22 protein-coding genes are annotated in these 24,726 nt (G+C 71.6%); 11 read left to right on the top strand and 11 right to left on the bottom strand.

The window, feature by feature from the left end; translation table 11 throughout:
• Positions 1–78: 78 nt before the first annotated feature.
• The 4 genes from KKR01S_RS03260 (at position 79) to KKR01S_RS03275 (ending at position 4,783) form a co-directional block, all read left to right on the top strand.
• On the top strand, positions 79–1,236 hold the full coding sequence (locus KKR01S_RS03260; RefSeq protein WP_231377259.1) for a 5-(carboxyamino)imidazole ribonucleotide synthase: 1,158 nt from the start codon (positions 79–81) through the stop codon (positions 1,234–1,236).
• 58 nt (positions 1,237–1,294) lie between these two features.
• Positions 1,295–1,927 (top strand): 5-(carboxyamino)imidazole ribonucleotide mutase, encoded by a 633-nt coding sequence (purE, locus tag KKR01S_RS03265; RefSeq protein WP_055684319.1) that lies wholly within the window; start codon positions 1,295–1,297, stop codon positions 1,925–1,927.
• A gap of 103 nt (positions 1,928–2,030) precedes the next feature.
• Positions 2,031–3,677, top strand: coding sequence for an LCP family protein (locus KKR01S_RS03270; protein WP_081101514.1), 1,647 nt, complete (start codon positions 2,031–2,033; stop codon positions 3,675–3,677).
• Between the two features lie 83 nt (positions 3,678–3,760).
• Entirely contained in the window at positions 3,761–4,783 is a 1,023-nt protein-coding gene (locus tag KKR01S_RS03275) for a lipid II:glycine glycyltransferase FemX (protein ID WP_058730205.1), read from the top strand.
• A 65-nt stretch (positions 4,784–4,848) separates the two neighbouring features.
• On the opposite strand, the gene KKR01S_RS03280 is transcribed toward KKR01S_RS03275, so the two are convergent.
• Positions 4,849–6,684, bottom strand: coding sequence for an ABC transporter ATP-binding protein (locus KKR01S_RS03280; RefSeq protein WP_061225283.1), 1,836 nt, complete (start codon positions 6,682–6,684; stop codon positions 4,849–4,851).
• Positions 6,685–6,823: 139 nt separating this feature from the next.
• Positions 6,824–7,822: a class II fructose-bisphosphatase gene (glpX, locus tag KKR01S_RS03285; RefSeq protein WP_055684316.1), complete on the bottom strand. Its 999-nt coding sequence runs from the start codon at positions 7,820–7,822 to the stop codon at positions 6,824–6,826.
• A gap of 144 nt (positions 7,823–7,966) precedes the next feature.
• On the opposite strand from glpX, the gene KKR01S_RS03290 reads away from it, so the two are divergent.
• The 4 genes from KKR01S_RS03290 to KKR01S_RS03305 all read left to right on the top strand — a co-directional run bounded on the left by KKR01S_RS03290 (position 7,967) and on the right by KKR01S_RS03305 (position 12,857).
• Positions 7,967–8,623, top strand: coding sequence for a DUF4245 domain-containing protein (locus KKR01S_RS03290; protein WP_165590116.1), 657 nt, complete (start codon positions 7,967–7,969; stop codon positions 8,621–8,623).
• Between the two features lie 99 nt (positions 8,624–8,722).
• On the top strand, positions 8,723–9,361 hold the full coding sequence (locus tag KKR01S_RS03295) for a carbonic anhydrase (protein ID WP_058730208.1): 639 nt from the start codon (positions 8,723–8,725) through the stop codon (positions 9,359–9,361).
• Positions 9,362–9,430: 69 nt separating this feature from the next.
• Positions 9,431–10,837 (top strand): class II fumarate hydratase, encoded by a 1,407-nt coding sequence (locus KKR01S_RS03300; RefSeq protein WP_055684313.1) that lies wholly within the window; start codon positions 9,431–9,433, stop codon positions 10,835–10,837.
• Between the two features lie 268 nt (positions 10,838–11,105).
• Positions 11,106–12,857, top strand: a complete 1,752-nt coding sequence (locus KKR01S_RS03305; RefSeq protein WP_058730209.1) for a pyruvate dehydrogenase — start codon at positions 11,106–11,108, stop codon at positions 12,855–12,857.
• Positions 12,858–12,957: 100 nt separating this feature from the next.
• Here the strand turns inward: KKR01S_RS03305 and KKR01S_RS11270 are convergent, their stop codons facing one another.
• The 4 genes from KKR01S_RS11270 to KKR01S_RS03325 form a co-directional block, all read right to left on the bottom strand.
• Positions 12,958–15,276 (bottom strand): PT domain-containing protein, encoded by a 2,319-nt coding sequence (locus tag KKR01S_RS11270; protein ID WP_061225284.1) that lies wholly within the window; start codon positions 15,274–15,276, stop codon positions 12,958–12,960.
• A gap of 135 nt (positions 15,277–15,411) precedes the next feature.
• Positions 15,412–15,975 (bottom strand): NUDIX hydrolase, encoded by a 564-nt coding sequence (locus tag KKR01S_RS03315; RefSeq protein WP_081046137.1) that lies wholly within the window; start codon positions 15,973–15,975, stop codon positions 15,412–15,414.
• A gap of 39 nt (positions 15,976–16,014) precedes the next feature.
• Positions 16,015–16,536 carry a prepilin peptidase gene (locus KKR01S_RS03320; protein WP_061225285.1) on the bottom strand — a complete coding sequence of 174 codons (522 nt, stop codon included), beginning with the start codon at positions 16,534–16,536 and terminating at the stop codon, positions 16,015–16,017.
• A 27-nt stretch (positions 16,537–16,563) separates the two neighbouring features.
• Entirely contained in the window at positions 16,564–17,325 is a 762-nt protein-coding gene (locus KKR01S_RS03325; protein WP_058730212.1) for an isoprenyl transferase, read from the bottom strand.
• Positions 17,326–17,579: 254 nt separating this feature from the next.
• On the opposite strand from KKR01S_RS03325, the gene trhA reads away from it, so the two are divergent.
• A complete protein-coding gene (gene trhA, locus KKR01S_RS03330; RefSeq protein WP_081046138.1) occupies positions 17,580–18,371 on the top strand; it encodes a PAQR family membrane homeostasis protein TrhA in 792 nt (263 codons plus the stop codon).
• On the opposite strand, the gene KKR01S_RS03335 is transcribed toward trhA, so the two are convergent.
• Positions 18,359–18,748: a hypothetical protein gene (locus KKR01S_RS03335; RefSeq protein ID WP_058743460.1), complete on the bottom strand. Its 390-nt coding sequence runs from the start codon at positions 18,746–18,748 to the stop codon at positions 18,359–18,361. The genes trhA and KKR01S_RS03335 overlap by 13 nt on opposite strands.
• Positions 18,745–19,689: a mycothiol conjugate amidase Mca gene (gene mca / locus KKR01S_RS03340; protein ID WP_061225295.1), complete on the bottom strand. Its 945-nt coding sequence runs from the start codon at positions 19,687–19,689 to the stop codon at positions 18,745–18,747. Before mca ends, KKR01S_RS03335 begins: the two co-directional genes overlap by 4 nt.
• Positions 19,690–19,792: 103 nt before the next feature.
• Between mca and KKR01S_RS03345 the strand changes: the two genes are divergently transcribed.
• Both KKR01S_RS03345 and greA read left to right on the top strand, forming a co-directional pair.
• The gene (locus KKR01S_RS03345; protein WP_055684307.1) at positions 19,793–20,197 is read left to right on the top strand and encodes a DUF4307 domain-containing protein; all 405 of its coding nucleotides are present in this window, start codon (positions 19,793–19,795) and stop codon (positions 20,195–20,197) included.
• A gap of 256 nt (positions 20,198–20,453) precedes the next feature.
• Positions 20,454–20,954, top strand: coding sequence for a transcription elongation factor GreA (greA, locus tag KKR01S_RS03350; protein WP_055684306.1), 501 nt, complete (start codon positions 20,454–20,456; stop codon positions 20,952–20,954).
• A 103-nt stretch (positions 20,955–21,057) separates the two neighbouring features.
• Here the strand turns inward: greA and ilvA are convergent, their stop codons facing one another.
• The 3 genes from ilvA to KKR01S_RS03365 all read right to left on the bottom strand — a co-directional run bounded on the left by ilvA (position 21,058) and on the right by KKR01S_RS03365 (position 24,617).
• Complete coding sequence (gene ilvA / locus KKR01S_RS03355) at positions 21,058–22,308, bottom strand: threonine ammonia-lyase (RefSeq protein WP_061225286.1); 1,251 nt, start codon at positions 22,306–22,308, stop codon at positions 21,058–21,060.
• Entirely contained in the window at positions 22,305–23,603 is a 1,299-nt protein-coding gene (locus tag KKR01S_RS03360; RefSeq protein ID WP_058730215.1) for an AI-2E family transporter, read from the bottom strand. Before KKR01S_RS03360 ends, ilvA begins: the two co-directional genes overlap by 4 nt.
• Before the next feature lie 126 nt (positions 23,604–23,729).
• Positions 23,730–24,617 (bottom strand): Bax inhibitor-1/YccA family protein, encoded by an 888-nt coding sequence (locus KKR01S_RS03365; protein WP_081046140.1) that lies wholly within the window; start codon positions 24,615–24,617, stop codon positions 23,730–23,732.
• Between the last annotated feature and the right edge of the window lie 109 nt (positions 24,618–24,726).

The following is a 24,726-nucleotide window of genomic DNA, read 5'->3' on the forward strand; positions in this document are numbered from 1 at the left end:
GCGGGTAGCCTGGGAGGCGTGAGCTTACCTGTGACCGCACCCGTGATCGGCGTGATCGGCGGAGGGCAGCTGGCCCGCATGATGTCCCCGGAGGCCTCCGAGCTGGGCATCGAGCTGCGCGTGCTGGCCGAATCCCCCGAATCCTGCGCCGCCGCCGTCATCCCCCACGCCCCCGTCGGGGACCACACCGACCTGCCCACCCTGCGGGAGTTCGCCCGCCGGGTGGACGTCGTGACCTTCGACCACGAGCACGTGCCCACCGAGCACCTGCGGGTCCTCGAGGAGGAGGGGGTCGCCGTGCGGCCGGGCCCGCAGGCCCTGGTGCACGCCCAGGACAAGATCCGCATGCGCGAGGCCGTGGACCGCCTGGGCCTGCCCAACCCCCGGTGGGCGGCGGTGGCCGACGCCGATCAGCTGCTCGCCTTCGGGCGGGAGGTCGGCTGGCCCGTGGTTCTGAAGACCCCGCGCGGCGGATACGACGGCAAGGGCGTGATGCTCGTGGCCGAGGACGCCGTGGGCTCCGCCCCGGTGCGCGCATGGTTCGAGGCCATCCCGCAGAAGGGCTGGAGCGGGCTGCTGGTCGAGGAGAAGGTGCCCTTCACCCGGGAGCTGTCCGCCCTGGTCGCCCGGCGCCCCAGCGGCGAGGTGCGCGCCTGGGACGTCGTCGAGTCCGTGCAGACCGACTCCGTGTGCGACGAGGTCACCGCCCCCGCCCCGGGGTTGGACCCGCAGGTCGCGGCGGCCGCCCAGCGGATCGCGCTGCGCCTGGCCGAGGAGCTCGGGGTCAGCGGCGTGATGGCCGCGGAGCTGTTCGAGGTGCCCGGGCGCGAGGGCGGGGTGCTGGTCAACGAGCTGGCCATGCGCCCGCACAACTCCGGACACTGGACCCAGGACGGGGCGGTGACCAGCCAATTCGAGCAGCACCTGCGCGCCGTGCTGGATCTGCCGCTGGGCTCCACCGCCCCGGTGGCCGGGGTCACCGTGATGAAGAACGTGCTCGGCGGGGCCAACGAGGACCTGGCCGGGGCGTGCCCCGCGGCGATGGCCGCGCATCCCGAGGCCAAGGTGCACCTGTACGGCAAGGCGGTGCGCCCGGGCCGGAAGGTCGGGCACGTCAACCTCAGTGGCCCGGCCGCCGAGCTGGCGCAGGTGCGCCGGGCGGCCCGGGAGGCGGCCGCGATCCTGCGGGACGGTCCCGCCGCCGACCCGGCCGCGACAGACCCGACCGACCGCTGAGCCCCAGCCCGCCGATAAGCCCCAGCCCACCAGCACCACAGCACACCAGGAGCACATCATGAGCACCCCCGCCTCGCAGAACGCGCCGCTGGTCGGCGTCGTCATGGGTTCGGACTCGGACTGGCCGGTCATGGAGGCCGCCGCCGAGGCTCTCGAGGAGTTCGGCATCGCCTACGAGGCCCGGGTGGTCTCCGCCCACCGGATGCCCCAGGACATGCTGGCCTACGGCCAGGAGGCCGAGCAGCGCGGGCTGCGCGTCATCATCGCCGGGGCCGGGGGTGCCGCCCACCTGCCCGGCATGCTCGCCTCGGTCACGGCCCTGCCCGTCATCGGGGTGCCCGTGCAGCTGAAGACGCTGGAGGGGCTGGACTCCCTGCTGTCCATCGTGCAGATGCCGGCCGGGGTGCCCGTCGCCACGGTCTCGGTCAACGGGGCGCGCAACGCCGGGCTGCTGGCCGCGCGCATCCTCGGGGCCGGCCAGGATCCGGCCGCCGCCGCGGAGATCCGCGGCGATCTGCGCGAGTTCGCCCGGAATCTGCGCCAGTCCGCCCAGGACAAGGGCGCGGCCCTGACCCGCCGGCTGGAGTCCCGCCGCGGCCCGGAGGAGGAGACCGAGGCCCACCGCCCGGCACCCCGCTCCCAGGCCCCCGACGCCGACGATCCCGCCCAGCCCGGCCCCTACGCTCCGTAGATCCCCGTTCCCGCCCACCTCGGTCGGACCCCGCGACGTCGTCGATCCGCCGGGGCGGGCGCCGACCACCGCCCGCCCTTCCCCGACCGGCAGGTACTCCCCGATGCCCCCCTCCACCCCGTCCGAGAACCCCCGCGACCCCGCCGCCGGAGCCGAACGCCCCCGCGGGACCGATGAGATCACGGGCGCGCGCCCGGAGGGGCACCGGCCGGGACCGGCGCACCGCACGGACCCTCTGCGCCACCCGGAGGCGTCCGGGGCTCTCACCCGCACCAAGCGGGCGTGGCTGCTGCTGCTGCTCACCGCCGTCCTGCCCGGCTCCGTCCAGCTGCTGATCGGCAACCGCCGCCTGGGGCGGCGCGCCCTGGGTGTGACCCTGACCGTCTGGGCCTGCCTCATCGCGGCCCTGATCCTGCTGGCGGTGCACCGGTCCTGGCTGTTCTCCCTGGTCACCGGCCGGTTCACGTCCCTGGTGCTGATCGTCGTGCTCGCGGTGCTGGCTCTCGGCTGGGCCCTGCTCTTCCTCGACGCGCTGCGCCTGATCCGGCCCGCTCTGCTGGCCCGGGGCATGCGGCCGATGGTGGCCCTGGGCTGCGCGGGCCTGATGCTGGTCACCGCCGGCACCCTCGGCTACTCCGCCTATCTCGTGGGAGTGGGCCGCGGCGCCCTGGGCAACGTGTTCTCCGGCGGCTCCGGCTTCGAGGCCGCGGACGGCCGGTACAACATCCTGCTGATGGGCGGGGACGCCGGGGCGGACCGGGTGGGGCGCCGCCCGGATTCCATGACGGTGTTCAGCATCGACGCGAAGACCGGCCAGGCCGTGACCATCTCCCTGCCGCGCAACCTGCAGAACGCCCCCTTCGCGCAGGGCTCGCCGCTGTGGCAGGTCTGGCCCGAGGGCTTCGACTGCGGGGACGAGTGCATCCTCAACGCCCTGTACCCGCAGGTCGCCCAGGAGCACGCGGACCTCTACCCGGACGCCGCGGATCCCGGGGCCGAGGCCATGAAGGACGCCGCCGAGGGCATCACGGGTCTTTCGATCCAGGGCTACGCTCTGGTGGACATGGACGGCTTCGCGGACCTGGTGGACGCGCTGGGCGGCATCGAGCTCGACGTCGGCGGCCGGGTGCCGATCGGCGGCGGGACGAACGAGATCACCGGGGAGAAGAACCCCATCGACGGGTGGATCGAGCCCGGCCGCCAGCACCTGGACGGCTTCCACGCCCTCTGGTACGCCCGCTCCCGGGAGGGGGCCAGCGACTTCGAGCGGGAGGCGCGTCAGCGCTGCGTGCAGTCGGCGATGCTCGCGCAGCTGGATCCCGCGAACGTGCTGACCAAGTTCCGCTCGATCACGGACGCCGGCCAGCAGATCGTGGAGACGGACATCCCGGAGGCCCAGCTCGGGGAGTTCGCGGACCTGGGGCTGAAGGCCAAGGACCACGAGCTGATCCAGTATGGGGCCGGCCCGCCGTACTGGGATGACATGTTCCCCACCTACCCGGACTACGACGCCTTCCGCGCCGGGGTCGCCCAGGTCATCGAGGGGTCGGCGGAGGGGAAGACCCCTACCCCGGCCGCCGACGACGCCCAGGCCGCGGGCCCGGCCGGGGTGGTCTCCGCGGTGCGCCCCGCCGCCCTGCTGGCCACCCTGTCCCTGCTGCCCGGCGCCGGCTCTGTCCAGGCCCAGGACGGCCCCGCGGTGAGCACCGTCGCCGAGCTGGGCCCCAACGGCACCTGCTCGGTGCCCTGAGCCTGACCCGTCCGCCAGCTGCCCCGACCCCACCCAACCACGCCCCGCCGGTGCCCTGCCGGCCACGTCCTACAGTGGAGACCATGACGAATTTCCTGCAATCCGATGCCTGGGCCCGGTTCCAGTCCGACCTCGGCCACGAGGTGCTGCGCGGGGCCGGGGAGGGATACTCCTACCTGGCCACCGTGGAGGGCGGGCGCGCGGGGCGCTACCTGTACTGCCCCTACGGCCCGGAGGCGGACTCCCCCGAGGCGCTGACCCGCGCCCTGGCCGAGCTGAAGGAGCTGGCCCGGGCCCACCGCTGCCTGTTTGTGCGCGTCGAGCCCAGCGACCCCCGCTCCTTCGCCGAGGGCACGGACCCGGAGGCGGACCTGCGAGCCCGCGGCCTGCGCTTCTCCCCCCGCCAGATCCAGCCGTCCCACACCTGGATGGTGGATCTGACCCAGGACGAGGACGCGCTGCTGAAGGGCATGAACGCGACCAACCGGAACCTGCACCGGAACATCCACAAGAAGGGCGTGAGCTTCCGCGCCTCGCGGGACCCCGAGGAGATCGGGATCCTGCTGCGCTACCTGAACCAGACCGCCGAGCGGGTGGGGTTCAACCGGCAGAAGGATGACTACCTCACCCAGGCGGCCCGCTCGCTGATGCCCCAGGGCGACGCCGCGCTGTACGTGGCCGAGCTGCACGGAGAGCCCATCGGCGCGGCCTTCGTCTACGACTCCGCGGACACCCGCACCTACGCCCACGCGAGCATGGATTATGCCCACCGGCGCCTGTCCGCGAACAACCCCCTGGTCACCCGGATGATGCTGGATGCCAAGGAGGCCGGGCTGCGGCGCTTCGATATGTTCGGCATCGCCCCGGAGGGCCAGCCGGATCACGAGTGGGCCGGGTTCACCAAGTTCAAGAAGTCCTACGGCGGCTACCCGGTGACCTACCCGGGCACCTGGGACCTGCCGGTCTCGACCGTCGCCTACGCCGCGTTCCGCTCGGTCTACGCCGCCAAGGAGGCCGCCAAGGAGAAGGGCCTGCCCGCGGCCCGCCGCCTGGCGGGAACCGCCGAACAGAAGGTCCGCGGACTGGTGGGGCGCCTGCGCCGCTGAACCTGCGGCACCCCGCCCGACGTCGGCCCGGGCCGGGCGGCGTCGGGCGGATCGCGACCGGGCGCTCAGTCCAGTCGGCCCAGCTCCACCAGGCGGGCGAACTCCGGCTCGGTCTCGCGCAGCTGCGCCATGGTTCCGCGCGAGCGCAGGCGCCCGCGGGAGAAGAACAGGATCTCGTCCGCGTTGCGCACCGTGGAGAGCCGGTGGGCGATCACGATCACGGTGATCTTCCCGTGCAGGGCCTCGATGGTGCGGGTGATCTCGTGCTCGGTCTCGTTGTCCAGGGCGGAGGTCGCCTCGTCCAGGATGAGCACCTCGGGCTGGGAGTACAGCGCCCGGGCGATGCCCACCCGCTGGGTCTGCCCGCCGGACAGGCGCGCCCCGGCGTCGCCCACGAGGGTGTCCAGCCCGTCCGGCAGCTGCGCCACCAGCTCCTCCAGGCGCGCCTGGCGCAGGACCCGGGCCAGCAGCTCCTGGTCCACCTGATCCTCCGGCTGCCCGAAGGTGATCAGGTCCCGCAGGGGCACATCCCACAGGAAGACCTTCTGGGAGACCATCGCGACCCGGCGGCGCCATGCCCGGGGATGCGCGGAGATATCCACCCCGCCGACCGTGACGCTGCCGCTGGTGGGGACGTAGAGCCCGGCCAGCAGGTCCGCGAACGTGGTCTTGCCGGCCCCGGAGGAGCCGACGAGTGCGACCGTGCGGCCCACCGGGATGCTCACGTCCACCCCGGTGAGCACGTCCCGGTCGGCGTCGGCGTACCGGAAGCCCAGGTCCCGCACCTCCAGGGAGGCCCGGGGGATCTGCACCGGCTGCTCCGCATGGGAGGGATCGGCGTCGGCCTCGGCCTGCAGGCCCCGCACCTCGGCGGCGACGGTGCGCAGGGAGGGCTGCCCCGACCGGACGCCGTTGAGTGTGCCGACCACCCGGTTCAGGGCCGGCACGATGCGCATGGCCGCGGCCGCGAAGGCCGCCAGCAGGCCGAAGGCCGTCATCTGGTCCGTGGTCGCGAACAGCACCAGCGCGATGACGAGGATGCCGAAGATCATCACGACCTCCAGCAGGTACCGCGGCAGCTCCGCGAAGAACTGCTGGGGCTGGGCGTAGTGGGCGTTGTCCGAGCGGTTGCGGCGGAACCCGTCCGCGAACAGCCCCTCCCGCCCGAAGATCCGGGTCTCCCGGAAGCCCTCGATGGCCGGGGAGAGCAGGGCGAAGCCGTCCTTGCTCAGCTCGAACAGCCGGTGCGCGTAGCGCAGGGCGAAGGGCCGGACCACCCGGGCCAGCAGCAGCGCGGCCCCGCCGAACAGCACCAGGGCGGCGATGAACCCGACCGGGGAGAGCACCAGCAGGGTGCCCATGAGCAGGACGATGGTCGCCGCGTCCACCAGGATCGAGATGTAGCCCAGCAGGACGCTGTTGAACGCCTGGGGCACGCCGGTGTTGATGTTGTTCAGGATCGCGGCCTTGGAGCGGTGCCGGTGGGCCTCATACGTGGCCTGCAGGTACCGGTCCAGCATCTCGGCCTGCACCGAGGAGGACGCCCGCTGCACCACGCCGATGGACCACCAGCGGATCCCGATCAGCGCGGCGTTCTTGACGAGGAAGGCCAGCCCGACCAGCAGCGCGAGGATCAGCAGCAGCCGCTGCCGATCCTCGGTGCCCACCAGGGGCGCCAGGTGCTCCTGGACCACCGGGGGGACCTCCCCGTGGGCGGTGAGCATCTGGGTCAGCGGCACCATCGTCGCCACCGCGAGGATGTCCAGCAGGGAGGAGGCGAAGGCCACCAGGACCATGCCGAGGATGCGCGGGCGCATCCGCCACGGGATCAGCGCGAAGAGCGTGCGCAGATCGCGCACGTCCGCGCGCACGGCGGATTCCTGGGCCTCGGCAGCGTTCATGGGCTCCCCCATCCCCACCGCGCCCCACGGTGGTCATCGACGACGTCGGTCTCCGACAGCGCCGCCCGTCGGGCATCCGCGGGAGCCGCGGCGGCGCGCCGTCAGGGAATCCTACCCCGACGCCGCGCCCGTCCCCGGATCAGCCGCGGGCGTACCGCTCCCACTTGGCCGCCTGGTGCTCGGCTTCGACCATGCGCACGGTCCCGGACTTGGAGCGCATGACGATGGACTGGGAGGTGATGGTGGGCCCGGAGTAGCGGACCCCGCGCAGCAGATCCCCGTCGGTGATCCCGGTGGCGGCGAAGAAGCAGTTGTCACTGGTCACCAGCTCATCCGTGGTCATCACGGCCTCCAGGTCCAGCCCGGCGTCGATGGCCTTCTGCTTCTCGTCATCGTCGGTGGGGGCCAGGCGCCCCTGGATGATCCCGCCGGTGGCCTTGATCGCGCACGCGGCCACGATCCCCTCGGGGGTGCCGCCGGTGCCCAGCATCACATCCACCCCGGTGTTCTCGCGGCAGGCGGCGATCGCCCCGGCCACATCCCCGTCCAGGATCATGCGGGTGCGGGCGCCGGTGGCCCGCACCTCCTCGACCAGCTGGGCGTGGCGCGGGCGATCCAGGATGCACACGGTGAGCTGGTTGACCTTCTTCCCCTTGGCCTTGGCCACCAGGTGCAGGTTCTGCTTGATCGGCAGGCGCAGGTCCACCATGTCGGCCGCGTCCGGGCCGGTCACGAGCTTCTCCATGTAGAACACGGCGGAGGGGTCGAACATCGACCCGCCGTCGGCCACCGCGATCACCGCGAGCGCGTTGTTCATGCCCAGGGCGGTCAGGCGGGTGCCGTCGATGGGGTCCACGGCCACGTCCAGGGCCGGGCCGTCGCCGTCGCCCAGGGACTCGCCGTTGTACAGCATGGGGGCCTCGTCCTTCTCCCCCTCGCCGATGACGACGGTGCCGTTGAAGCTGACGGTGGAGAGCATGCTGCGCATCGCATCCACCGCGGCCCCGTCCGCGGAGTTCTTATCCCCCGCCCCGACCCAGTGCCCGCCGGCGATGGCTGCGGCTTCAGTCACCCGCACCAGCTCCAGGGCCAGGTTGCGGTCGGCTTGGTTGTTGTTCTCATCCTGTACTGCAGACACGGTGCTGTTTCCTCGTCCTTGAGTTCGGCGCCCGCGAGCGGGCCCCTCTGGCTGTGCTCTCCAGCATAGTGGGCACCGCCTGCCCCGCCGGGCACGCGCCCCGGCCGGACGGAGCGCGCCCGCGGGTGGGGCACAATGGGGGACGTGGAGGAGAACGAGCAGGCCCGGGACCGGAGCGAGCGGGATGAGCCGGTGGTCCCGCAGATCACCGAGAAGCAGGCGCGGCGGCTGAACACCCCGGTCGGGGCGATGGTGATCTCCGTGATCGCCCTGCTGGGCATCACCCTGCCGTTCGTGTGGCTGCAGCCGCGCCCGGACAACCAGACCTACCGCCCCCAGGTGGACCTGGTGCAGACCGCCCAGCAGGCCCGCACCGATGCCGGCTTCGACGTCTTGGCCCCCGAGCTGCCCGCGGACTGGCACGCGAACTTCGCCCGCTGGCACCCCGCCGATGACCAGGAGGTGCCGTACTGGGAGTTCGGGGCGGTCACTGCCTCCGGCGGCTTCCTGACGCTCGCCCAGACCGACCGCGCCGATCCCACCTGGACGGCCGAGCGGATCGACCGGGCCCCGCAGACCGGGACCGTGGATGTCGAGGGCATCCAGTGGCGCCGCCACTCCAGCACGGACCGCAAGACCGGGGAGACCACCGTCTCAGCGGTCGGGCGGCTGGCGGGGACCACGGTGGTGGTCACCGGGGACTCCCGGGATGAGGAGCTGAAGGATCTGCTCTCCCGCCTGGCCCGCGCGGCGGACGGCGCGGGGGCTGCGGCGTCGGCCAGCGCCTCCGCCGCCCCCTGACCCCTCACCGACCGACCCCGTTCCACACACCCCATCGACCCCCGCGCGGATCCCGCGCGGCCCATCGCAGACGACCCACGAGAACAGATCCGAGGACCCATGAGCACCAGCACCCGTCCCACCCCCGCCGAAGCCTTGCAGCGTCTGCGCGCGGGCAACGCCCGCTTCGTCGCCGGCGCCTCCGAGCACCCCAACCAGGACGCCGCGCGCCGGGAGTCCCTGACCGACGGGCAGCACCCCTTCGCCGTGATCTTCGGGTGCTCGGACTCCCGGCTGGCCGCGGAGATCATCTTCGACCTCGGGCTGGGCGACACCTTCGTGGTGCGCACGGCCGGGCAGGTCGTGGGCAACGCCGCACTGGGCTCCCTGGAGTACTCGGTGACGGATCTGGACGTGCCGCTGATCGTGGTCCTGGGCCACGACTCCTGCGGCGCGGTCACCGCCGCCTCCGGCTCCTACGACTCCGGGCAGATGCCCGGCGGCTTCGTGCGGGACCTGGTCGAGGGGATCCTGCCCGCCGTGGTGGAGACCCACCGCGAGGCCCAGGGCGAGACCCCCACCATCAACGACATGGTGCGCACCAACACCCGGCAGACGGCCCAGCGGGTGCTGGACCAGTCCAAGATCATCGACGCCGCGGTGCGCGAGGGTCGCACCGCCGTCGTCGGGGTGTTCTACAACCTGCGCGACGGCCGGGCCGAGCTGGTGTGGTCCTCCCAGGAGCTGGCCGAGGACTGATCCGGTCCGGGCCCGTCGAAGGTGGGCCGGACCACGTCATGGACCGGGTCGCGGCATAGGATGGTGCGTATGAGCGACACCACCGAATACCGCATCGAGCACGACACGATGGGCGAGGTCCAGGTCCCCAAGGACGCCCTGTACCGGGCCCAGACCCAGCGCGCCGTGCAGAACTTCCCGATCTCCGGCTCCACGCTGGAATCCGCCCACATCGCGGCCCTGGCCCTGGTCAAGAAGGCCGCCGCCCAGGCCAACGAGGAGCTGGGAGTCCTGGACGCGGACCGGGCCCGGGCCATCCGCGACGCCGCTGACGCCGTCGCCGCCCACACCTACGACGAGCACTTCCCGATCGACGTGTTCCAGACCGGCTCCGGGACCTCCTCGAACATGAACGCCAACGAGGTGCTGGCGACCCTGGCCACCCGGGCCCTGGAGGATCAGGGCATCGAGGTGCACCCCAACGACCACGTCAACGCCTCCCAGTCCTCCAACGACGTCTTCCCCACCTCCGTGCACGTGGCCGTGACCGGCGCGCTGATCAAGGACCTCATCCCGGCCCTGGACACCCTGGCCTCCTCCTTGGAGGCGAAGGCCGAGCAGTTCGCGGACGTGGTGAAGTCCGGGCGCACCCACCTGATGGACGCCACCCCCGTGACCCTGGGGCAGGAGTTCTCCGGCTACGCCGCCCAGGTCCGCTACGGCATCGAGCGCATCGAAGCCTCGCTGCCGCGGGTGGCCGAGGTCCCCCTGGGCGGGACGGCCGTGGGCACCGGGATCAACACCCCGGACGGCTTCTCCGCCCGCGTCATCGAGCTGCTGGCGGAGGAGACCGGTCTGCCCCTGACCGAGGCCCGCAACCACTTCGAGGCCCAGGCCAACCGGGACGGGCTGATCGAGGCCTCCGGGCAGCTGCGGAACATCGCATACTCGCTGATGAAGATCTGCAACGACATCCGCTGGATGGGCTCCGGGCCGAACACGGGCCTGGGCGAGCTGCACATCCCGGACCTGCAGCCGGGCTCCTCGATCATGCCGGGCAAGGTCAACCCGGTGATCTGCGAGGCCGTGATCCAGGTGGCCGCCCAAGTCATCGGCAATGACACCACGATCGCCCTGTCCTCCACCAACGGCGCCTTCGAGCTCAACGTCGGCATCCCCGTGATGGCCAAGAACCTGCTGGAGTCCATCCGGCTGCTGGCCAACTCCTCCCGGGTCATGGCGGAGAAGATGGTGGACGGGCTGGAGGCCAACGAGGAGCGGGCCCGCTTCCTGGCCGAGGCCTCCCCGTCCACCGTGACCCCGATGAACAAACTCATCGGCTACGAGGCGGCCGCGAAGATCGCCAAGCACGCCGTGGCCCACAAGACCACCGTGCGCGAGGCCGTGGAGCAGCTGGGCTACGTCGAGCGCGGCGAGGTCACCGAGCAGCAGCTGGACGAGGCCCTGGACGTGACCCGGATGCTGGGCCGGCGCTAGCCGTCCCGCCCGCCGCGTCCCACCCACGCCCCGGCGTCGCGTGCGCGTTCCCCGCGCCGATCGACGCCGGGGCGTGCGCCCACCCGAGGAGGCGGCCGCGACATCGCTCACAAGGGGGTATGGCCTCTTCCACCGGGAGGGGCGTTCTGGAATATTGGTTCGATGCAGCGGTGTTGTCATAGACGGCATCACCGGGCTGCGTGGGTGCCCCTGTGCCTGCAGGAGGCCACCCATCCCCGTGAGAAGCGAGAAGAGAGATCGAGGCATCGTGAAGCTTGCAGAACAGATCGTGAACCAGCTGGTCGAGGCCGGCGTTCACCGCATCTACGGGATCGTCGGAGACTCCCTGAACCCCATCGTCGACGCCGTGCGCGCCACCGGCGGCTCCAAGAAGGGCGGGATCGACTGGGTGCATGTGCGCCACGAGGAGGCCGCCGCCTTCGCCGCAAGCGCGGACGCCCAGCTGACCGGGGAGCTCGCCGTGTGCGCCGGTTCCTGTGGCCCGGGCAATATGCACCTGATCAACGGCCTGTACGACGCCAACCGCTCCCAGGCCCCGGTGCTTGCGATCGCCTCGCACATCCCGAGCAAGCAGATCGGGCAGGGGTACTTCCAGGAGACCCGCCCGCAGCAGATCTTCGAGGAGTGCTCCGTCTACAACGAGATGGTGCTCTCCCCCGAGCAGTCCCCGCGCGTGGTCGCCTCGGCGATCCGCCACGCCGTCGGCGACTCCGGGGTGGCCGTGGTGACCATCCCGGGCGACATCGCCGATGAGGACACCGCCACCGAGGCCCCGGTGCTGGGGACCCTGCGCCGGGCCCCGAAGGTCCCGCACCAGGAGACCATCCAGGAGCTGGCCTCCCACATCAACCGCGCCAAGAAGGTCGCGCTGTTCGTCGGCGCCGGCATCGAGGGCGCCCACGACGAGGTCGTCTCCCTCGCGGAGAAGGCCGCCGCCCCGGTCGGGCACTCCCTGCGCGGCAAGGACTTCATCCAGTACGACAACCCCCTCGACGTCGGCATGACCGGCCTGCTGGGCTACGGTGCGGCCGCCGAGGGCATCCACGACGCCGACCTGATGATCATGATCGGCACGGACTTCCCGTACGACCAGTTCCTGCCGGAGACCACGACCATCCAGATCGACACCGATCCCTCGGTCATGGGTCGGCGCACGGACGTGGACCTGCAGATCGAGGGCTCCGCCCTGGAGACCCTGCGGGCCTTGCTGCCGCTGGTGGAGTACAAGAAGGACCGCAAGTGGCTGGATCGCGTGCTGAAGAAGCACGACCAGATCATGAACAAGGCCGTCGGCGCGTACACCCGCAACGTGGAGAAGCACCAGCCGATCCACCCCGAGTACGCCGCTTCCGTGCTGGATGAGGTCGCCGCCGAGGACGCCGTGTTCACCGCGGACACCGGCATGTGCAACGTGTGGTCGGCCCGCTACATCCGCCCCAACGGCAAGCGCCGGCTGATCGGGTCCTACCTGCACGGGTCCATGGCCAACGCGATGCCGCAGTCCATCGGGGCGCAGTTTGCCTACCCGGGCCGCCAGGTCATCTCGCTGTCCGGCGACGGCGGGCTGTCCATGCTGCTGGGCGATCTCATCACCATCGCCACCTACCGCCTGCCCACCAACGTCGTGGTGTTCAACAACTCCACGCTGGGCATGGTCAAGCTGGAGATGCTGGTGGACGGCCTGGCCGACTTCGGCGTGGACGTGCCGGACACCAACTACGCGGACATCGCCAAGGCGATGGGCTTCCACGCCATCCGCGTGACGGACCCGAAGAAGCTGAAGAAGGCCTACCAGGAGGCGCTGTCCTTCGACGGCCCGGCCCTGGTGGAGGTCATCACCGATCCGATGTCCCTGTCCGTGCCGCCGAAGATCTCCTCGGACCAGATCTTCGGCTTCGCGACCGCGATGTCCAAGATCGTGCTCAACCGCGGCGCGGGCGAGGCCGTGTCCATGGCCCGCTCCAACCTGCGCAACGTGCAGGCCGTGCGCCAGTGGTAGCACCGGCGCCGTCGGGTCGCTGAGGCCCGCCCGCTGAGGCTGACGGAAAGGGCCCCATCCCGCGATCGCGCGGGGTGGGGCCCTTTCCGTGTCTTCGGGCTCAGGCCCGGCGACGGTGCCGCAGCGTCAGCGCACCGGCGCCCAGGGCGAGCAGGAGCGCACCGACCGCCAGGTACCCGCCGGTGCGGGCCCCGGTGGCCGCCAGGCCGCCGCCGGAGCCGTCGTTGCCGGAGCCGGCATCGCTGGGTCCACCGGTGCCGCCGTTCTCGGGGCTGTTGCCGCCGCCGGTCCCGACGGCTCCGGCCCGATCGGAGCGGTCGGCCGAGTCATCGGGGCCGGGCTGCGCGGTTCCCGCGCCGCCCACTTCCTGAGCACCCTCCGGATCCTCGGCGTCGGCGTCCTCGTCACCGCCGGGCGCCAGCACGGTCGGGTCGGCGGGGTCCGACGTCGGCTCCGCGGTGGGCTCGGCCATCGGCTCGGCGGTGGGCTCGACGGTCGGTTCGCTGGTGGGCTCCGCGGTCGGCTCCGCGGTGGGGTCAGCGGTCGGCTCGGCCGTGGGCTCCGCCATCGGCTCGGCCGTCGGCTCGCTGGTCGGCTCCGGCGTCGGCTCGGCGGCCTTCTGCTCGGCGTCGAAGCTCACCGACAGCGGCAGTGGGGTCTTCTTGGCGTCCCCACCGGACCCGGAGGCATACCACCGGGGCCGCATATCCGGGTGCAGCGCGTCGATGAACTCCCCCGGGAAGGACCCGGAGAACACCCGGTCGCCCTCGCGGTACTCGCGGCCCGCGAAGTCCGGGGTCCCGGTGACCGTCACCCGCTGGCCCTCCCGGCTGAGCTCCACGTGATCGAAGGTGGCCATGGTGACCCGGTGGTACCCGCCGCTGTTCTCGTCGTTGAGCATCCAGCTCAGCTCCACGCTCAGTCGCGCCGAGCCGTCCGCCTCCACATCCAGGCGGGGATTCCCGAAGCTGGTGATCACCCCCGGGGCCATGATCGCGTAGTGCCGGATGCGCACCCCGCCGTCCCAGGCCACCGAGGCCCGTCCGCTGCGCCCGTCGTACCAGCCGCGGCCCTCACCGAAGACGTACTGCTGCCCCTCGCGGGTGACCGGGCCCAGCGATTCGGGGGTCCAGGACCGCATGTAGTCGTTCACCGCCCAGGACAGGCTCGGGTGGGAGACCTCCACCGCATCGGCGGGACGCTGCAGGGGGTCCGCCGTCGCCGGACCATCCCAGGGCTCGCCGCCCGGCCCCGGCTCCTGCGGGTCCGGCGCCTCGTCCTGCCCCGGGGCCACGCTCAGCGGCGTGACCTCGGGGATGTCCCCGGACCGGTCCAGGATGGACACCCGGCCGGTGCGCTCGTGGGAGACGTAGACCCCGGTGCCGTCCGCCCCGGTCTCCACGTCCGTCACGTCCGAGGTGAAGAAGCCCGCGGGACCGGTGATCCCCGCCGCGTGCAGATCGAGGGAGGAGGCCACGGTCCAGGTCTGCGGGGAGATCACCGAGACGGTGTTGGCCCGGCCGTGACCGGCCACGACTTCGTGGGTGCGGGGGTTCACCGTCAGGGAGGTGGACTCCCCCACCACGGAGATGGGAGCCCCCAGGTGCTTGCCGGTGGAGGTCTGCACCACCGCGACCTTGCTGCCGCTGGTGCCGATGTACAGGTTGCCCAGCTGGGGATCGATCGCCAGCGATCGCGGATTCGCTCCCAGGACGGTGTCCTCGAACCGGTACTCGGCCACCGGGACCCGCACGGTGCGCACCCACTGGTGGGTCACGGTGGAGTACGCGGTGACCACACCTTCATTGGCGTTGGCCAGCCACACCAGCCGGTGCTGGGCGTCGTAGACCGCATCCCGGACGAAGGGCCGTTCGTGCCGGCTCACCTCGGTGCGCTCCATGACCTCCCCGGTGCCGGGGATGACCCGCTGCAGGCCGAAGTTGTCGAACACGTACAGGTCGCCGCTGTCCGAGTCCAGCACGATGCCGTTCGAGGAGGTGACCACGCCCTCGATCTCCCGCTCGACGGCCCCGCTGCGGGCATCGAGCACCGTGATGGAGCCGTGGGAGGCGTTGAGCACGTACAGCCGAGACCCGTCGGCGCTGGAGACGACGTCGCTGGGCCGCGGCTGGGTGACCTGATGCCGCTGCTGGGTCTGCGGGTTCGCCAGGTCGATCCGGGCGATGTGCCCGACGGGCGCGTCGGCGTCCTGCCCGGGCAGGATGGAGTCCTGCTGCACGGGCACGGACAGCTGCTGGCGCGCGGCGTCCACGTCCAGGTCCCGGGGGCGTCCGCCGGTGGTGATGGTGGTCTCCGGTGAGAGGCTGACCCCCTCGCTCGCCTGGGCGGGGGCCACCAGGACGGTTCCGGTCAGGGTCGACAGGGTCGCGATCGCGGACAGCGCGGGTCCTCGGCGCATCGATCCTCCTTGAAGATGCTTTCGTCCGCAGCACCCGGTGCGGCGCAATGACAGAGTGAGGCCGACCTGCGGGTCGGCTCAGGTGCCCGTAAGGATTACCTGATCTTCATCTGAGTACACCCTTAGTCTTTAGCGCTACGAAGGGTCCGACGCCGCCTCGGATCCGCGGCCGCTCGGGGATCCCGAGTCCCCGGCTCCCCCGTTCTGCGCTTCCCTGCTCTGTGCGCCGCCGACCGCGAAGTCGGTGCGCCCGGAGAACCCCAGCGCCGCGGCGATGCGCCGGTGCATCCGCTCGGACATGGAGGGAAGATCATCCAGCGGGAACCAGCGGACCGCGGTGGACTCCTCGTCGTTGACCCGGGCCCGCCCGCCGACCCAGCGGCATCGGAAGGTCAGATCCAGGAACTGCGCCCGGTCCCCGTTGGGAAAGACCAGCGGCGGATTGCTCAGCACCGAGGCCAGCCCCTCCACCGCGATCCGCACTCCGGTCTCCTCCTCGGCCTCCCGCACGGCGGTGTCCGCCGGCTGCTCCCCCGGATCCACGATCCCGGTGATCGGGGTCCACGCCCCGTTGTCCGCGCGCCGGCACAGCAGGATCCGCTCCCGGTCATCCAGGATCACCGCGGTGACCCCGGTCATCCACAGCAGGTCGTGGCCGATCTTCTCGCGGATGCTCAGCACGAACTCAGGGGTGGGCATGGGTTTCTCCTTCTCGATGCGTCGGTGGGATCACGGGAGTCACAGCAGGCAGGCGGGCAGGGCCAGCCAGGCCGCAGCCGTGCCGAGCAGCATCCAGGGGCCGAAGGCCACGTGGGAGTCCGCATCCGCCCGGCGCAGCAGGATCAGCCCCGCGGCCCAGAGCCCGGCCAGCAGGAAGCTCAGCAGCAGTCCGACCAGGGCGTGCGGCACGGAGACTAGCCCGAGGCTCCAGCCCAGCAGCGGGGCCAGGCGGACATCACCCAAACCCATCGCCGCCGGGGAGGCCAGGCGCACCGCGCCGTAGAAGATCCCGGTGCCCGCCGCGCCCAGCAGCCCGCCGAGCAGGCTTCCCGGTCCCTCGCCGAGCGCGAAGGCGGCACCCAGCAGGATGCCCAGCACCGGGTAGGCCGGCAGCACCCAGGCCCGCGGCAGCCGGTGCTCGCGGGCGTCGATCACGGTGAGCACCGCGGCCAGCACCAGGAAGGCCAGCGCCCCGGCCGCCCCCAGCGCGACGGCGCCGTATCGGCCGGCCGCCGCCCAGTCCCCGAGCATCCGCACCATGGTCTGCTCCCCTTCCCGCCCGGTGTCTCAGGAGCCGAAGCGCCGCTGCCGCCCGGCGTAGTCGCGCAGGGCCCGCAGGAAGTCCACCTTCCGGAAATCCGGCCACAGCGCCTCGCAGAAGTAGAACTCGGAGTACGCGGACTGCCACATCATGAACCCGGACAGCCGCTGCTCCCCCGAGGTGCGGATCACCAGATCCGGGTCCGGCTGGCCCCGGGTGTAGAGGTAGTTCTCGATGTCCTCGGCCCCCAGGGTCTCGGCGAGCTCGGCGATCTCGCGTCCCTCCCGGGCGGCGTCGCGCAGCAGCTCCCGGACCGCGTCCACGATCTCCTGCCGTCCGCCGTAGCCCACGGCGATGTTCACGTGCAGCCCCTCCACCTCGGCGGTGCTCACCGTGGCCCGCTCCAGGGTCGCGGCCAGACCCTCCGGCAGCAGCTCGAGGGCGCCGACCGGCTGCAGCCGGGCCACCCGGGAATCGGCCAGGCCCGTGAGCAGCTCCTCGATGATCCCCAGCAGGTCCGTCAGCTCCTCGGCCGGCCGGCTGAGGTTCTCGGTGGAGAGCATGTACAGGGTCACGACGTCGATCCCCAGCTCCCGGCACCAGCCCAGGAACTCCTGGATCCGCTCCGCCCCGGCCTGGTGTCCGTGCCGGGTGGTCTGGCCCATCAGGGCGGCCCAGCGACGGTTGCCGTCCACCATGACCCCCACGTGCTTCGGCAGGCGCTCCGCCGGAATCCCGGCGACCAGGTTCCGCTCGTACACGCTGTACAGCGGCTTGCGCAGCTTCATCTCGGTCCTTCTCCTGCGCGCCCCTCGGCTCTCCTGCGCACCCGTCCTCGGGTGCGGTGCCGACCGGGCGCTGGGCTGGCGGGTCGGCGCACCGGGCGGCGGTTGCGCCCACCCCGAGCGTCGGCCGCGTCGGGCGGTCGGTCAGTCCCCACCGTACCGCGAGCCGCGCCGAGTCGGGGCCACCGGGGCCGGCATCCGGACGCGAGGACTAGAATGACCACAGCATCCCGCACCGGCAGGAAGGGGCCGCCGTCATGGCGCCGTCGCGCACGCAGCATGGGAACCAGTCCGGCCATCCGCACCGGGAGGCGGACGCCGCCAGCCTGCTGGATCGGGCCGAGGCGGCGACCCGGCGCGCCACGGACCGGGCGGAGGAGGCCGCCGTCACCGCGGCCGAGCGCTTCGCCGAGGTCCTGGAGCGCAAGCCCGCCTGGCGCGGGTGGATCCACGCGTCCTTCGCTCCCGTGGCCTTCGCGGCCGGGATCGTGCTGATCGTGCTGGCCGGCGGCGGGGCGCTGTCCCTGGCCTGCGCCGTGTTCGCGCTGACCAGCGTGATCCTGTTCGGGGTCTCCGGGATGTACCACCGGGCGTACTGGCCGGATCGGACCCGGATGGTCTTCAAGCGCCTGGACCACTCGAACATCTCCCTGATCATCGCCGGCACGTACACGCCGCTGGCCCTGACCATGCTGGACCCGCCGAAGACGCAGATCCTGCTGTGGAGCATCTGGGGCTGTGCCCTGCTGCTGGTGCTGTTCCGGGTGCTGTGGACCGGCGCCCCGCGGCTGCTCTACACACCGCTGTACGTGGTCATGGGCCTGGCCGCGGTGTTCTTCCTGGGGGACTTCTGGGCGGTGAGCCCGACGGCGACGATCCTGATCTGCTGCGGCGGGGCCTGCTACATCGTCGGAGCGGTGTTCTACGCGCTGAAGCGCCCGCACCTGGCGCCTGCGGTGTTCGGCTTCCACGAGCTGTTCCACGTGTGCACGATTCTCGGGTTCATCTGCCACTGGATCGCCATCGTGTTCTCGATCTACGCCGGCTGATCCCCGTCCGCACCCGTGCCCGGGTCCTTCTGCTCGGTCGGTCTCTCGGCGGTCTCCTCGCGCTCGCCGGTCCCGGCGGCGGCTGCGGCCCCGCCGTCGCCCGCCCGCTCCTCGGGCTGTTCGGCGCGGCGTCGGTCCTGCTCGGCGCGGGCCATCGCGTAGTCGAAGCGGTTCTTCATCCGGCGCTGGCGCCGCGTGTGGTCCAGGGCCACGAGGATCACCAGGATCACCATCACCAGGGTCGCCAGGAAGCCCACCGTGCCCGGGGAGACGTCGGCGGTGTCCAGCCCGGGCTTCAGAGAGGGACTCTGCTCGGCGGCCGCGAGCGCAGCCGTCCGGACGGGGCCCACGAGGGCGAGGACCGGTGCGCCCATCATCGACGCTCCCCCGCCGGTGCGGCGTCGAGGCCGATCCCGGCGGCCAGATCGTGCTCAGGCAGGCTCTCCGGGACGCGGCTGGCGGCCAGCACGTAGTCCTCCCACGGCCACACCTCGCGCTGGATATCCTGGGCGACGGCGAAGAAGAAGCCCTCCGGGTCCACCTGGGACTCGTGGGCGCGCAGCGCGTCGTCGCGCACCGCGAGCGTGTCGGCCATCGGGATCTGCGTGGTGGTCTCGTGGCGGGAGACCGGCGGGGCGCCCTCCGGCTCGGATTCGGCCCACTGCGCCAGCCGCTCGGCGTATGGAGAGGGCAGTCCGCGCTCCACCAGCGCCTCGTGCAGGGCCTGGAAGCGCTCGACGTTGAAGGCCCGGTCGTAGTACAGCTTCAGCGGCGTCCAGGGCTCACCGGTCCCCGGATAGCGCTCGGGGTCCCCGGCCGCGTCCCAGGCCTCCACGGCCACCCGGTGGCTCATGATGTGGTCCGGGTGCGGGTAGCCGCCGTTCTCGTCGTAGGCGAGGATCACGTGTGGGCGGAAGGAGCGCACCAGACGCACCAAGGGCGCTGCGGCCCGGGCCAGCGGCAGGGTCGCGAAGGAGTTCTGCGGCAGCGGCGGCAGCGGATCCCCCTCCGGCAGACCGGAATCCGTGAACCCCAGCCAGCGGTGCTCGACCCCCAGGATCTCCCGGGCCCGGGCCATCTCCTGCCGACGCAGCCCGGGCAGGTCCCAGTGGGACCGGGGATTGCGCTCCACGCCCGGGTTGAGGATGGACCCGCGCTCCCCGCCGGTGCAGGTGGCGACCATGACCCGGGCGCCGCGCGCGGCGTAGGCGGCCATCGTGGCCGCGCCCTTGCTGGACTCGTCGTCGGGATGCGCGTGGACGGCGAGGATCCGCAGCCCCGAATAATCCGAGGCGAGGGCGGCGTCGAGCGGGACCACGGGGCCTGCGGTCTGGGTCTTGAGCGGCTCTGGCACGGCCTGGCACACATCCTTTTCGCTAGAGTGGGGATCAGTCCATGAGCACCCGCCGGAAGCGAGCGAATTGACCTCCTCCACTCTAGACCAGCGCTACGGGAAGAAGCCCGCCCGCACCCGGCCCTCGCGGCGTGCGCTGGCCCTGCTGGCGGTGCTCGTGCTGGTGCTGGCCTCCGGTTTCGTCGCCTGGATCGCCGCCCACCGGGGCACCGCCCCGACCTACCAGGAGAAGAGCGTGCAGGTCAGCTCCCCGCTGCGCACCTCCCTGGACTTCGACCTCACCAAGCGCCCGGACGACGACGTGCGCTGCGCGGTGCAGGCCGTGAACGATCAGCGGGCCGTGGTCGGCTGGAAGGAGATCCAGGTGGGCCGCGACGCCGGGGCCACCTCGCGCCAGCACGTGGACCTGCTGACCACCGGGCGGGCCGAGACCGCCACCGTGGAATCCTGCTGGGTCGTCGACGGCGCGTGAGCGCGACGGCGTCGGCGTCGGCGTCGGCATCGGTGTTCCGCAGAGCTTAATCGGCCGGCGGCGCGCCGCGCGCGGCTACACTGGGAGCCTGACGTCACCCGCAGCCCGACCCCGTGCGGTCCGCTGCGGGCCTGATCTGCATGACCAGACGCACGCCGTCTCGCGGCGTCGGCCCGGGGCCAGACCCCGGCACCGGCCCGCAAGCGCGCCCGGACCGTCCGGGGCCCGCGGCGGGCGTCCCGACCGAGGAGACACGATGTCCGAAGAGACCACCGAATCCGCAGCCTGGCTGACCCAGGAGGCCTACGACCGCCTCCAGGCGGAGCTGGAGGAGCGCGAGGGCCCCAAGCGCCAGGAGATCGTGGACCGCATCGAAGCCGCCCGCGAGGAGGGCGATCTGCGCGAGAACGGCGGCTACCACGCCGCCAAGGAGGAGCAGGGCAAGAACGAGGGCCGCATCCAGCAGCTGAAGTACCTCCTGGAGAACTCCGAGGTGGGCCAGAAGCCCGCCGACGACGGCGTCGTGGAGCCCGGGATGCGCGTGGAAGCGGAGATCGCGGGGAAGAAGATCACGTTCCTGCTGGGCTCCCGCGAGGTCGCCGACACCCTGGTCGGCGATGACGACCTGCAGGTCTACAGCGAGAAGTCCCCGATGGGTCAGGCCATCATGGGGCACAAGGTGGGCGACGAGCTGACCTACCAGGCCCCCAACGGCAAGGACATCCCGCTGAAGGTCCTGGCCGCCAAGCCCTACTGACCCCTTTCCTCCTACTCCACCGCAGAGCGGGAGATGCTTCCCATTCCTGGACGTGACACGTCCCGAGATGGGAAGCATCTCCCGTTGTGCGGCAGGGGGTGGGTCAGTTGATGACTTCGGGGCGGAAGCCCTCGGCCTGGAGGGCCTCCAGGACCTCGTGGGAGTGGTCCTTGCCCTTGGTCTCCATGTCGATGGTGATCGACACGTCCCCCATGGACAGCGCCCCGCCGACCCGGGTGTGGTCCACGCCGGTCACGTTCGCATCGCATTCGGCGATGATCCGGGAGATGTCGCGCAGCTCCCCGGGGTGATCGGTCAGCATGATGCGCACGGTCAGGAAGCGCCCCGCGGCGGACAGGCCCCGCTGGATGACCTTGAGCATCAGCATCGGGTCGATGTTGCCCCCGGAGAGCAGGCACACCGTGGTGCCGAGGTTCCCGTAGGCTTCGTTGAGGGTCCCGTTCATCAGGGCCGCGACCCCCACCGCCCCGGCCGGCTCCACCACGAGCTTGTTCCGCTCCATGAGGAAGATCAGCGCGCGGGCGAGGTCGTCCTCGGAGACCGTGACGACGTCGTCCACCAGCTCCTTGATGATGGAGAACGGCAGCTGCCCGGGCCGCCCGACCGCGATGCCGTCCGCGATGGTCGACATCTTCTTCAGCGGCACCAGCGCATCCGCGGCCAGCGACGGCGGGTAGGCGGCCGCGTGCTCCGCCTGCACCCCGATCACCCGGATCGGGCGGCCCTGTCGGGCCGCGAGGGTCTTGGCGGCGATCGCGACCCCGGCCAGCAGCCCGCCGCCGCCGACGCCGGTGATGATCGTGTCCGCGTCCGGGACCTGCTCAAGCATCTCCAGGCCCAGGGTGCCCTGACCGGCGATGATGTCGGCGTTGTCGAAGGGGTGGATGAAGGTCTTGCCCGTCTCATCCGCATGCCGCTTGGCCTCGGCCAGCGCCTCGTCGACGGTGGTGCCGTGCAGCACCACCTGGGCCCCGTGGCCCTGGGTCGCGGCGATCTTGGGCAGGGCCGCTCCCTGCGGCATGTAGATCCTGGCCTCCAGTCCCAGCTTGGACGCGGCCAGCGCGACCCCCTGGGCGTGGTTGCCCGCCGAGGCGGCGACGACGCCGGCCGCCTTCTGCTCCGGGGTGAGCCGGACCATGCGGTTGTAGGCGCCGCGGACCTTGAAGGACCCGGAGCGCTGCAGATTCTCGGCCTTCAGGTGCACCGGGGAGCCGATGCGCCGTTCCAGGGCCCGCGAGTGGGCGATCGGCGTGGTCTCGATGATGCCGTCCAGGCGGTGGGCTGCCTCCTGGATCTGCTCGAAGGTGACGGGCAGCTGCTCCAGCGCGCTCATGCGGTCTGCTCCTCCGGGTGCGCTTCCTCGCGCAGCTTCTCCTTGGCCTTCTGCTTCAGGGACTTCTTCCTGGCCTTGGCGATCTCCCAGTCGAAGCGGAACGGCTCGGTGCGGATGGCGTCATCCTGCTCCCATTGCCTGCCGGCCAGATACCGAATCACGGTGTTGAGCACGGCGAGGGCGGGCACGGCGAACACCGCGCCCACGATGCCCAGCAGCGTGGTGCCCACGGCCACGGCCAGGACCACGGCCAGCGGGTGCAGGGAGACGGCCTTGCCCATGACCAGGGGCTGCAGCAGGTGCGATTCGATCTGCTGGACCAGCAGAACCGCGGCGAGCATCAGCACGGCGTTGATGGGCCCGTTGGCCACCAGGGCCAGCAGCACGGCGACCGCGCCGGACAGCAGGGCGCCGATGATCGGGACGAACGAGCTGAGGAAGACCAGCACCGCCAGGGGGAAGGCCAGCGGAACCCGGAGGAAGAACGCGGCCAGTCCGATGCCGACGGCGTCGACGAAAGCCACGAAGACCTGGATGCGCGTGTAGGAGACCAGGGAGTGCCAGCCGCGGCGACCGGCGCCGTTGACGGCCCGGCGCGCGCTCTTCGGGGCGAGGCCGACGAGGAACAGCCAGATCCGCTCCCCCTCGAGGAGGAAGAAGATCAGCGTGAACAGGCAGATCACGAGGCCCTCGCCCACGTTGCCGGCGGTGGAGCCGAAGCTGGCGGCTCCGGCGAGGATCTGCGATGAGTTGTCCTTGATCGTCGCGGTCACGGAGCTGATCGCCTGGTCCACCTGGTCCACCGTGACGTGCAGGGGACCGTCGGCCAGCCAGTCCATGAGCTGGTGGTAGCCGGCCACCACCTGATCGGACAGGTCGGTGAACCCGGATACCAGCTGCTGGCCCACGAGGGTCAGCAGCCCCAGGACCACGACGATCAGACCGATCTCGGTGATGGCGGTGGCCCACCCGGAGCCGATGCGGTGCTTGCGCAGCCACCGCACCGCGGGGGTGAGCAGTCCGGCCAGCAGGGCGGCGACCGCCACCCCCACGAGGATCGTGGAGACGGGGCGGGACAGCCACACGATGACCCCGGCCATGATCAGCACGAACAGCAGCCGCCAGGACCAGGCGGCGGCGGTGTTCAGGGCGAAGGGGATGTGCGGATCCTGGCGACGGGAGTCCCCGGCCTGCCCGGAGGAGCGGCGGGTCCACGGCTCGGTGGGACGGTCCCCGGGCGGCGGGGTGGTGATGGGAAGCTGCGGCTCAACCGCGCCGTCCTCGGTGGTGCTCATCGGCGGGTTCTCCAAGGGTTCAGGGATGGGTGGAAGGGATCCGCACGGCACCGGGCCCCGGTGCGGAAGCCGCCGTCTCGGCGGTGCTTGCGCGCCCGGGGCCCGATGGCCGGGGGTGGGAGGGGGTCAGTCGTCGCTGCGCATGAAGTAGCTGAACAGGCGCAGGATCTCAATGTAGAGCCAGACGAGGGTCACGATCAGGCCGAAGGCCAGGCGCCAGGATTCCTTCTCCGGGACGCCCGCGCGCAGAGCCTCGTCGATGTTCTGGAAGTCCGCGATCAGGCTGATCGCGGCCATCGCCACGACGATCAGGCCCAGCGGGATGCCCAGGGGGATGCCGAAGATCTCGACGTCGCGCATCGAGGAGCCGGTGATCATCCCGAAGACGAAGTTGCCCACCAGGAACACCAGGTAGGCGATCATCCCGATGCCCAGGATCGCGACCATCCGCTGGGACAGGCGCACCCCGGCCTTGGCGTAGAGCATCAGCATCCCGATGAACACGACCACGGTGGCCAGCACCGCGTTGACGACGATCCCGCCGTACTGGGCTTCGAAGACCCCGGAGATCGCCCCGAGCAGCAGTCCCTCGGCCACGGCGTAGACCATGGTCAGCACCGGGGAGACGTTCCTCTTGAAGACCACCACGAGTCCGACGACCAGACCCACGATCCCGCCGAGGAAGCCCAGACCGGGGACGAACCAGCCCACGACCGCGCCCACGATGACCAGGCCCAGCAGGGACAGGGTCTTCGCGACGACGTCGTTGAGGGTGGCCCGCCGGGTGTCGGCCGGGGTCGCCGAGGGGGCCTGGTACATCCGGTTCAGCTGTTCGGCGTCGGCGGTCTGCGGACCGGGCTGTGCGGCGGCGGGGTTCGGCGCCGCGTACGGGGAGGGTGCCTGGGTGGTCGTCGCCCGCCCGGCGCCGTCGTAGTAGTCCAGCGGCTGGTTCGCGTAGGGGTTCTTCTGCGCCTCGGTGCTGAGACGGCTGATCAGGGGGTTGCCTCTGGCCATGGGTGTTCTCATCTCCTGAGAGTGTTCGCTCACGGTCGTCGACGGCATCGCTGGCGACGGCCGCCGCGCGGACCACAGGCTGCGCAGACGACCACGACACGTCGCGGCC

Source organism: Rothia kristinae NBRC 15354 (genome assembly GCF_001570865.1).
Classification (GTDB): domain Bacteria; phylum Actinomycetota; class Actinomycetes; order Actinomycetales; family Micrococcaceae; genus Rothia; species Rothia kristinae.

Bases quoted from the DNA above. Each gene is read 5' to 3' on its own strand.
- KKR01S_RS03260 (WP_231377259.1), top strand. From the start codon at position 79: ATGATGTCCCCGGAGGCCTCCGAGCTGGGCATCGAGCTGCGCGTGCTG.
- purE (WP_055684319.1), top strand. From the start codon at position 1,295: ATGAGCACCCCCGCCTCGCAGAACGCGCCGCTGGTCGGCGTCGTCATG.
- KKR01S_RS03270 (WP_081101514.1), top strand. From the start codon at position 2,031: ATGCCCCCCTCCACCCCGTCCGAGAACCCCCGCGACCCCGCCGCCGGA.
- KKR01S_RS03275 (WP_058730205.1), top strand. From the start codon at position 3,761: ATGACGAATTTCCTGCAATCCGATGCCTGGGCCCGGTTCCAGTCCGAC.
- KKR01S_RS03280 (WP_061225283.1), bottom strand. From the start codon at position 6,684: ATGAACGCTGCCGAGGCCCAGGAATCCGCCGTGCGCGCGGACGTGCGC.
- KKR01S_RS03295 (WP_058730208.1), top strand. From the start codon at position 8,723: ATGAGCACCAGCACCCGTCCCACCCCCGCCGAAGCCTTGCAGCGTCTG.
- KKR01S_RS03300 (WP_055684313.1), top strand. From the start codon at position 9,431: ATGAGCGACACCACCGAATACCGCATCGAGCACGACACGATGGGCGAG.
- KKR01S_RS11270 (WP_061225284.1), bottom strand. From the start codon at position 15,276: ATGCGCCGAGGACCCGCGCTGTCCGCGATCGCGACCCTGTCGACCCTG.
- KKR01S_RS03315 (WP_081046137.1), bottom strand. From the start codon at position 15,975: ATGCCCACCCCTGAGTTCGTGCTGAGCATCCGCGAGAAGATCGGCCAC.
- KKR01S_RS03320 (WP_061225285.1), bottom strand. From the start codon at position 16,536: ATGGTGCGGATGCTCGGGGACTGGGCGGCGGCCGGCCGATACGGCGCC.
- KKR01S_RS03325 (WP_058730212.1), bottom strand. From the start codon at position 17,325: ATGAAGCTGCGCAAGCCGCTGTACAGCGTGTACGAGCGGAACCTGGTC.
- trhA (WP_081046138.1), top strand. From the start codon at position 17,580: ATGGCGCCGTCGCGCACGCAGCATGGGAACCAGTCCGGCCATCCGCAC.
- KKR01S_RS03335 (WP_058743460.1), bottom strand. From the start codon at position 18,748: ATGATGGGCGCACCGGTCCTCGCCCTCGTGGGCCCCGTCCGGACGGCT.
- greA (WP_055684306.1), top strand. From the start codon at position 20,454: ATGTCCGAAGAGACCACCGAATCCGCAGCCTGGCTGACCCAGGAGGCC.
- ilvA (WP_061225286.1), bottom strand. From the start codon at position 22,308: ATGAGCGCGCTGGAGCAGCTGCCCGTCACCTTCGAGCAGATCCAGGAG.
- KKR01S_RS03360 (WP_058730215.1), bottom strand. From the start codon at position 23,603: ATGAGCACCACCGAGGACGGCGCGGTTGAGCCGCAGCTTCCCATCACC.
- KKR01S_RS03365 (WP_081046140.1), bottom strand. From the start codon at position 24,617: ATGGCCAGAGGCAACCCCCTGATCAGCCGTCTCAGCACCGAGGCGCAG.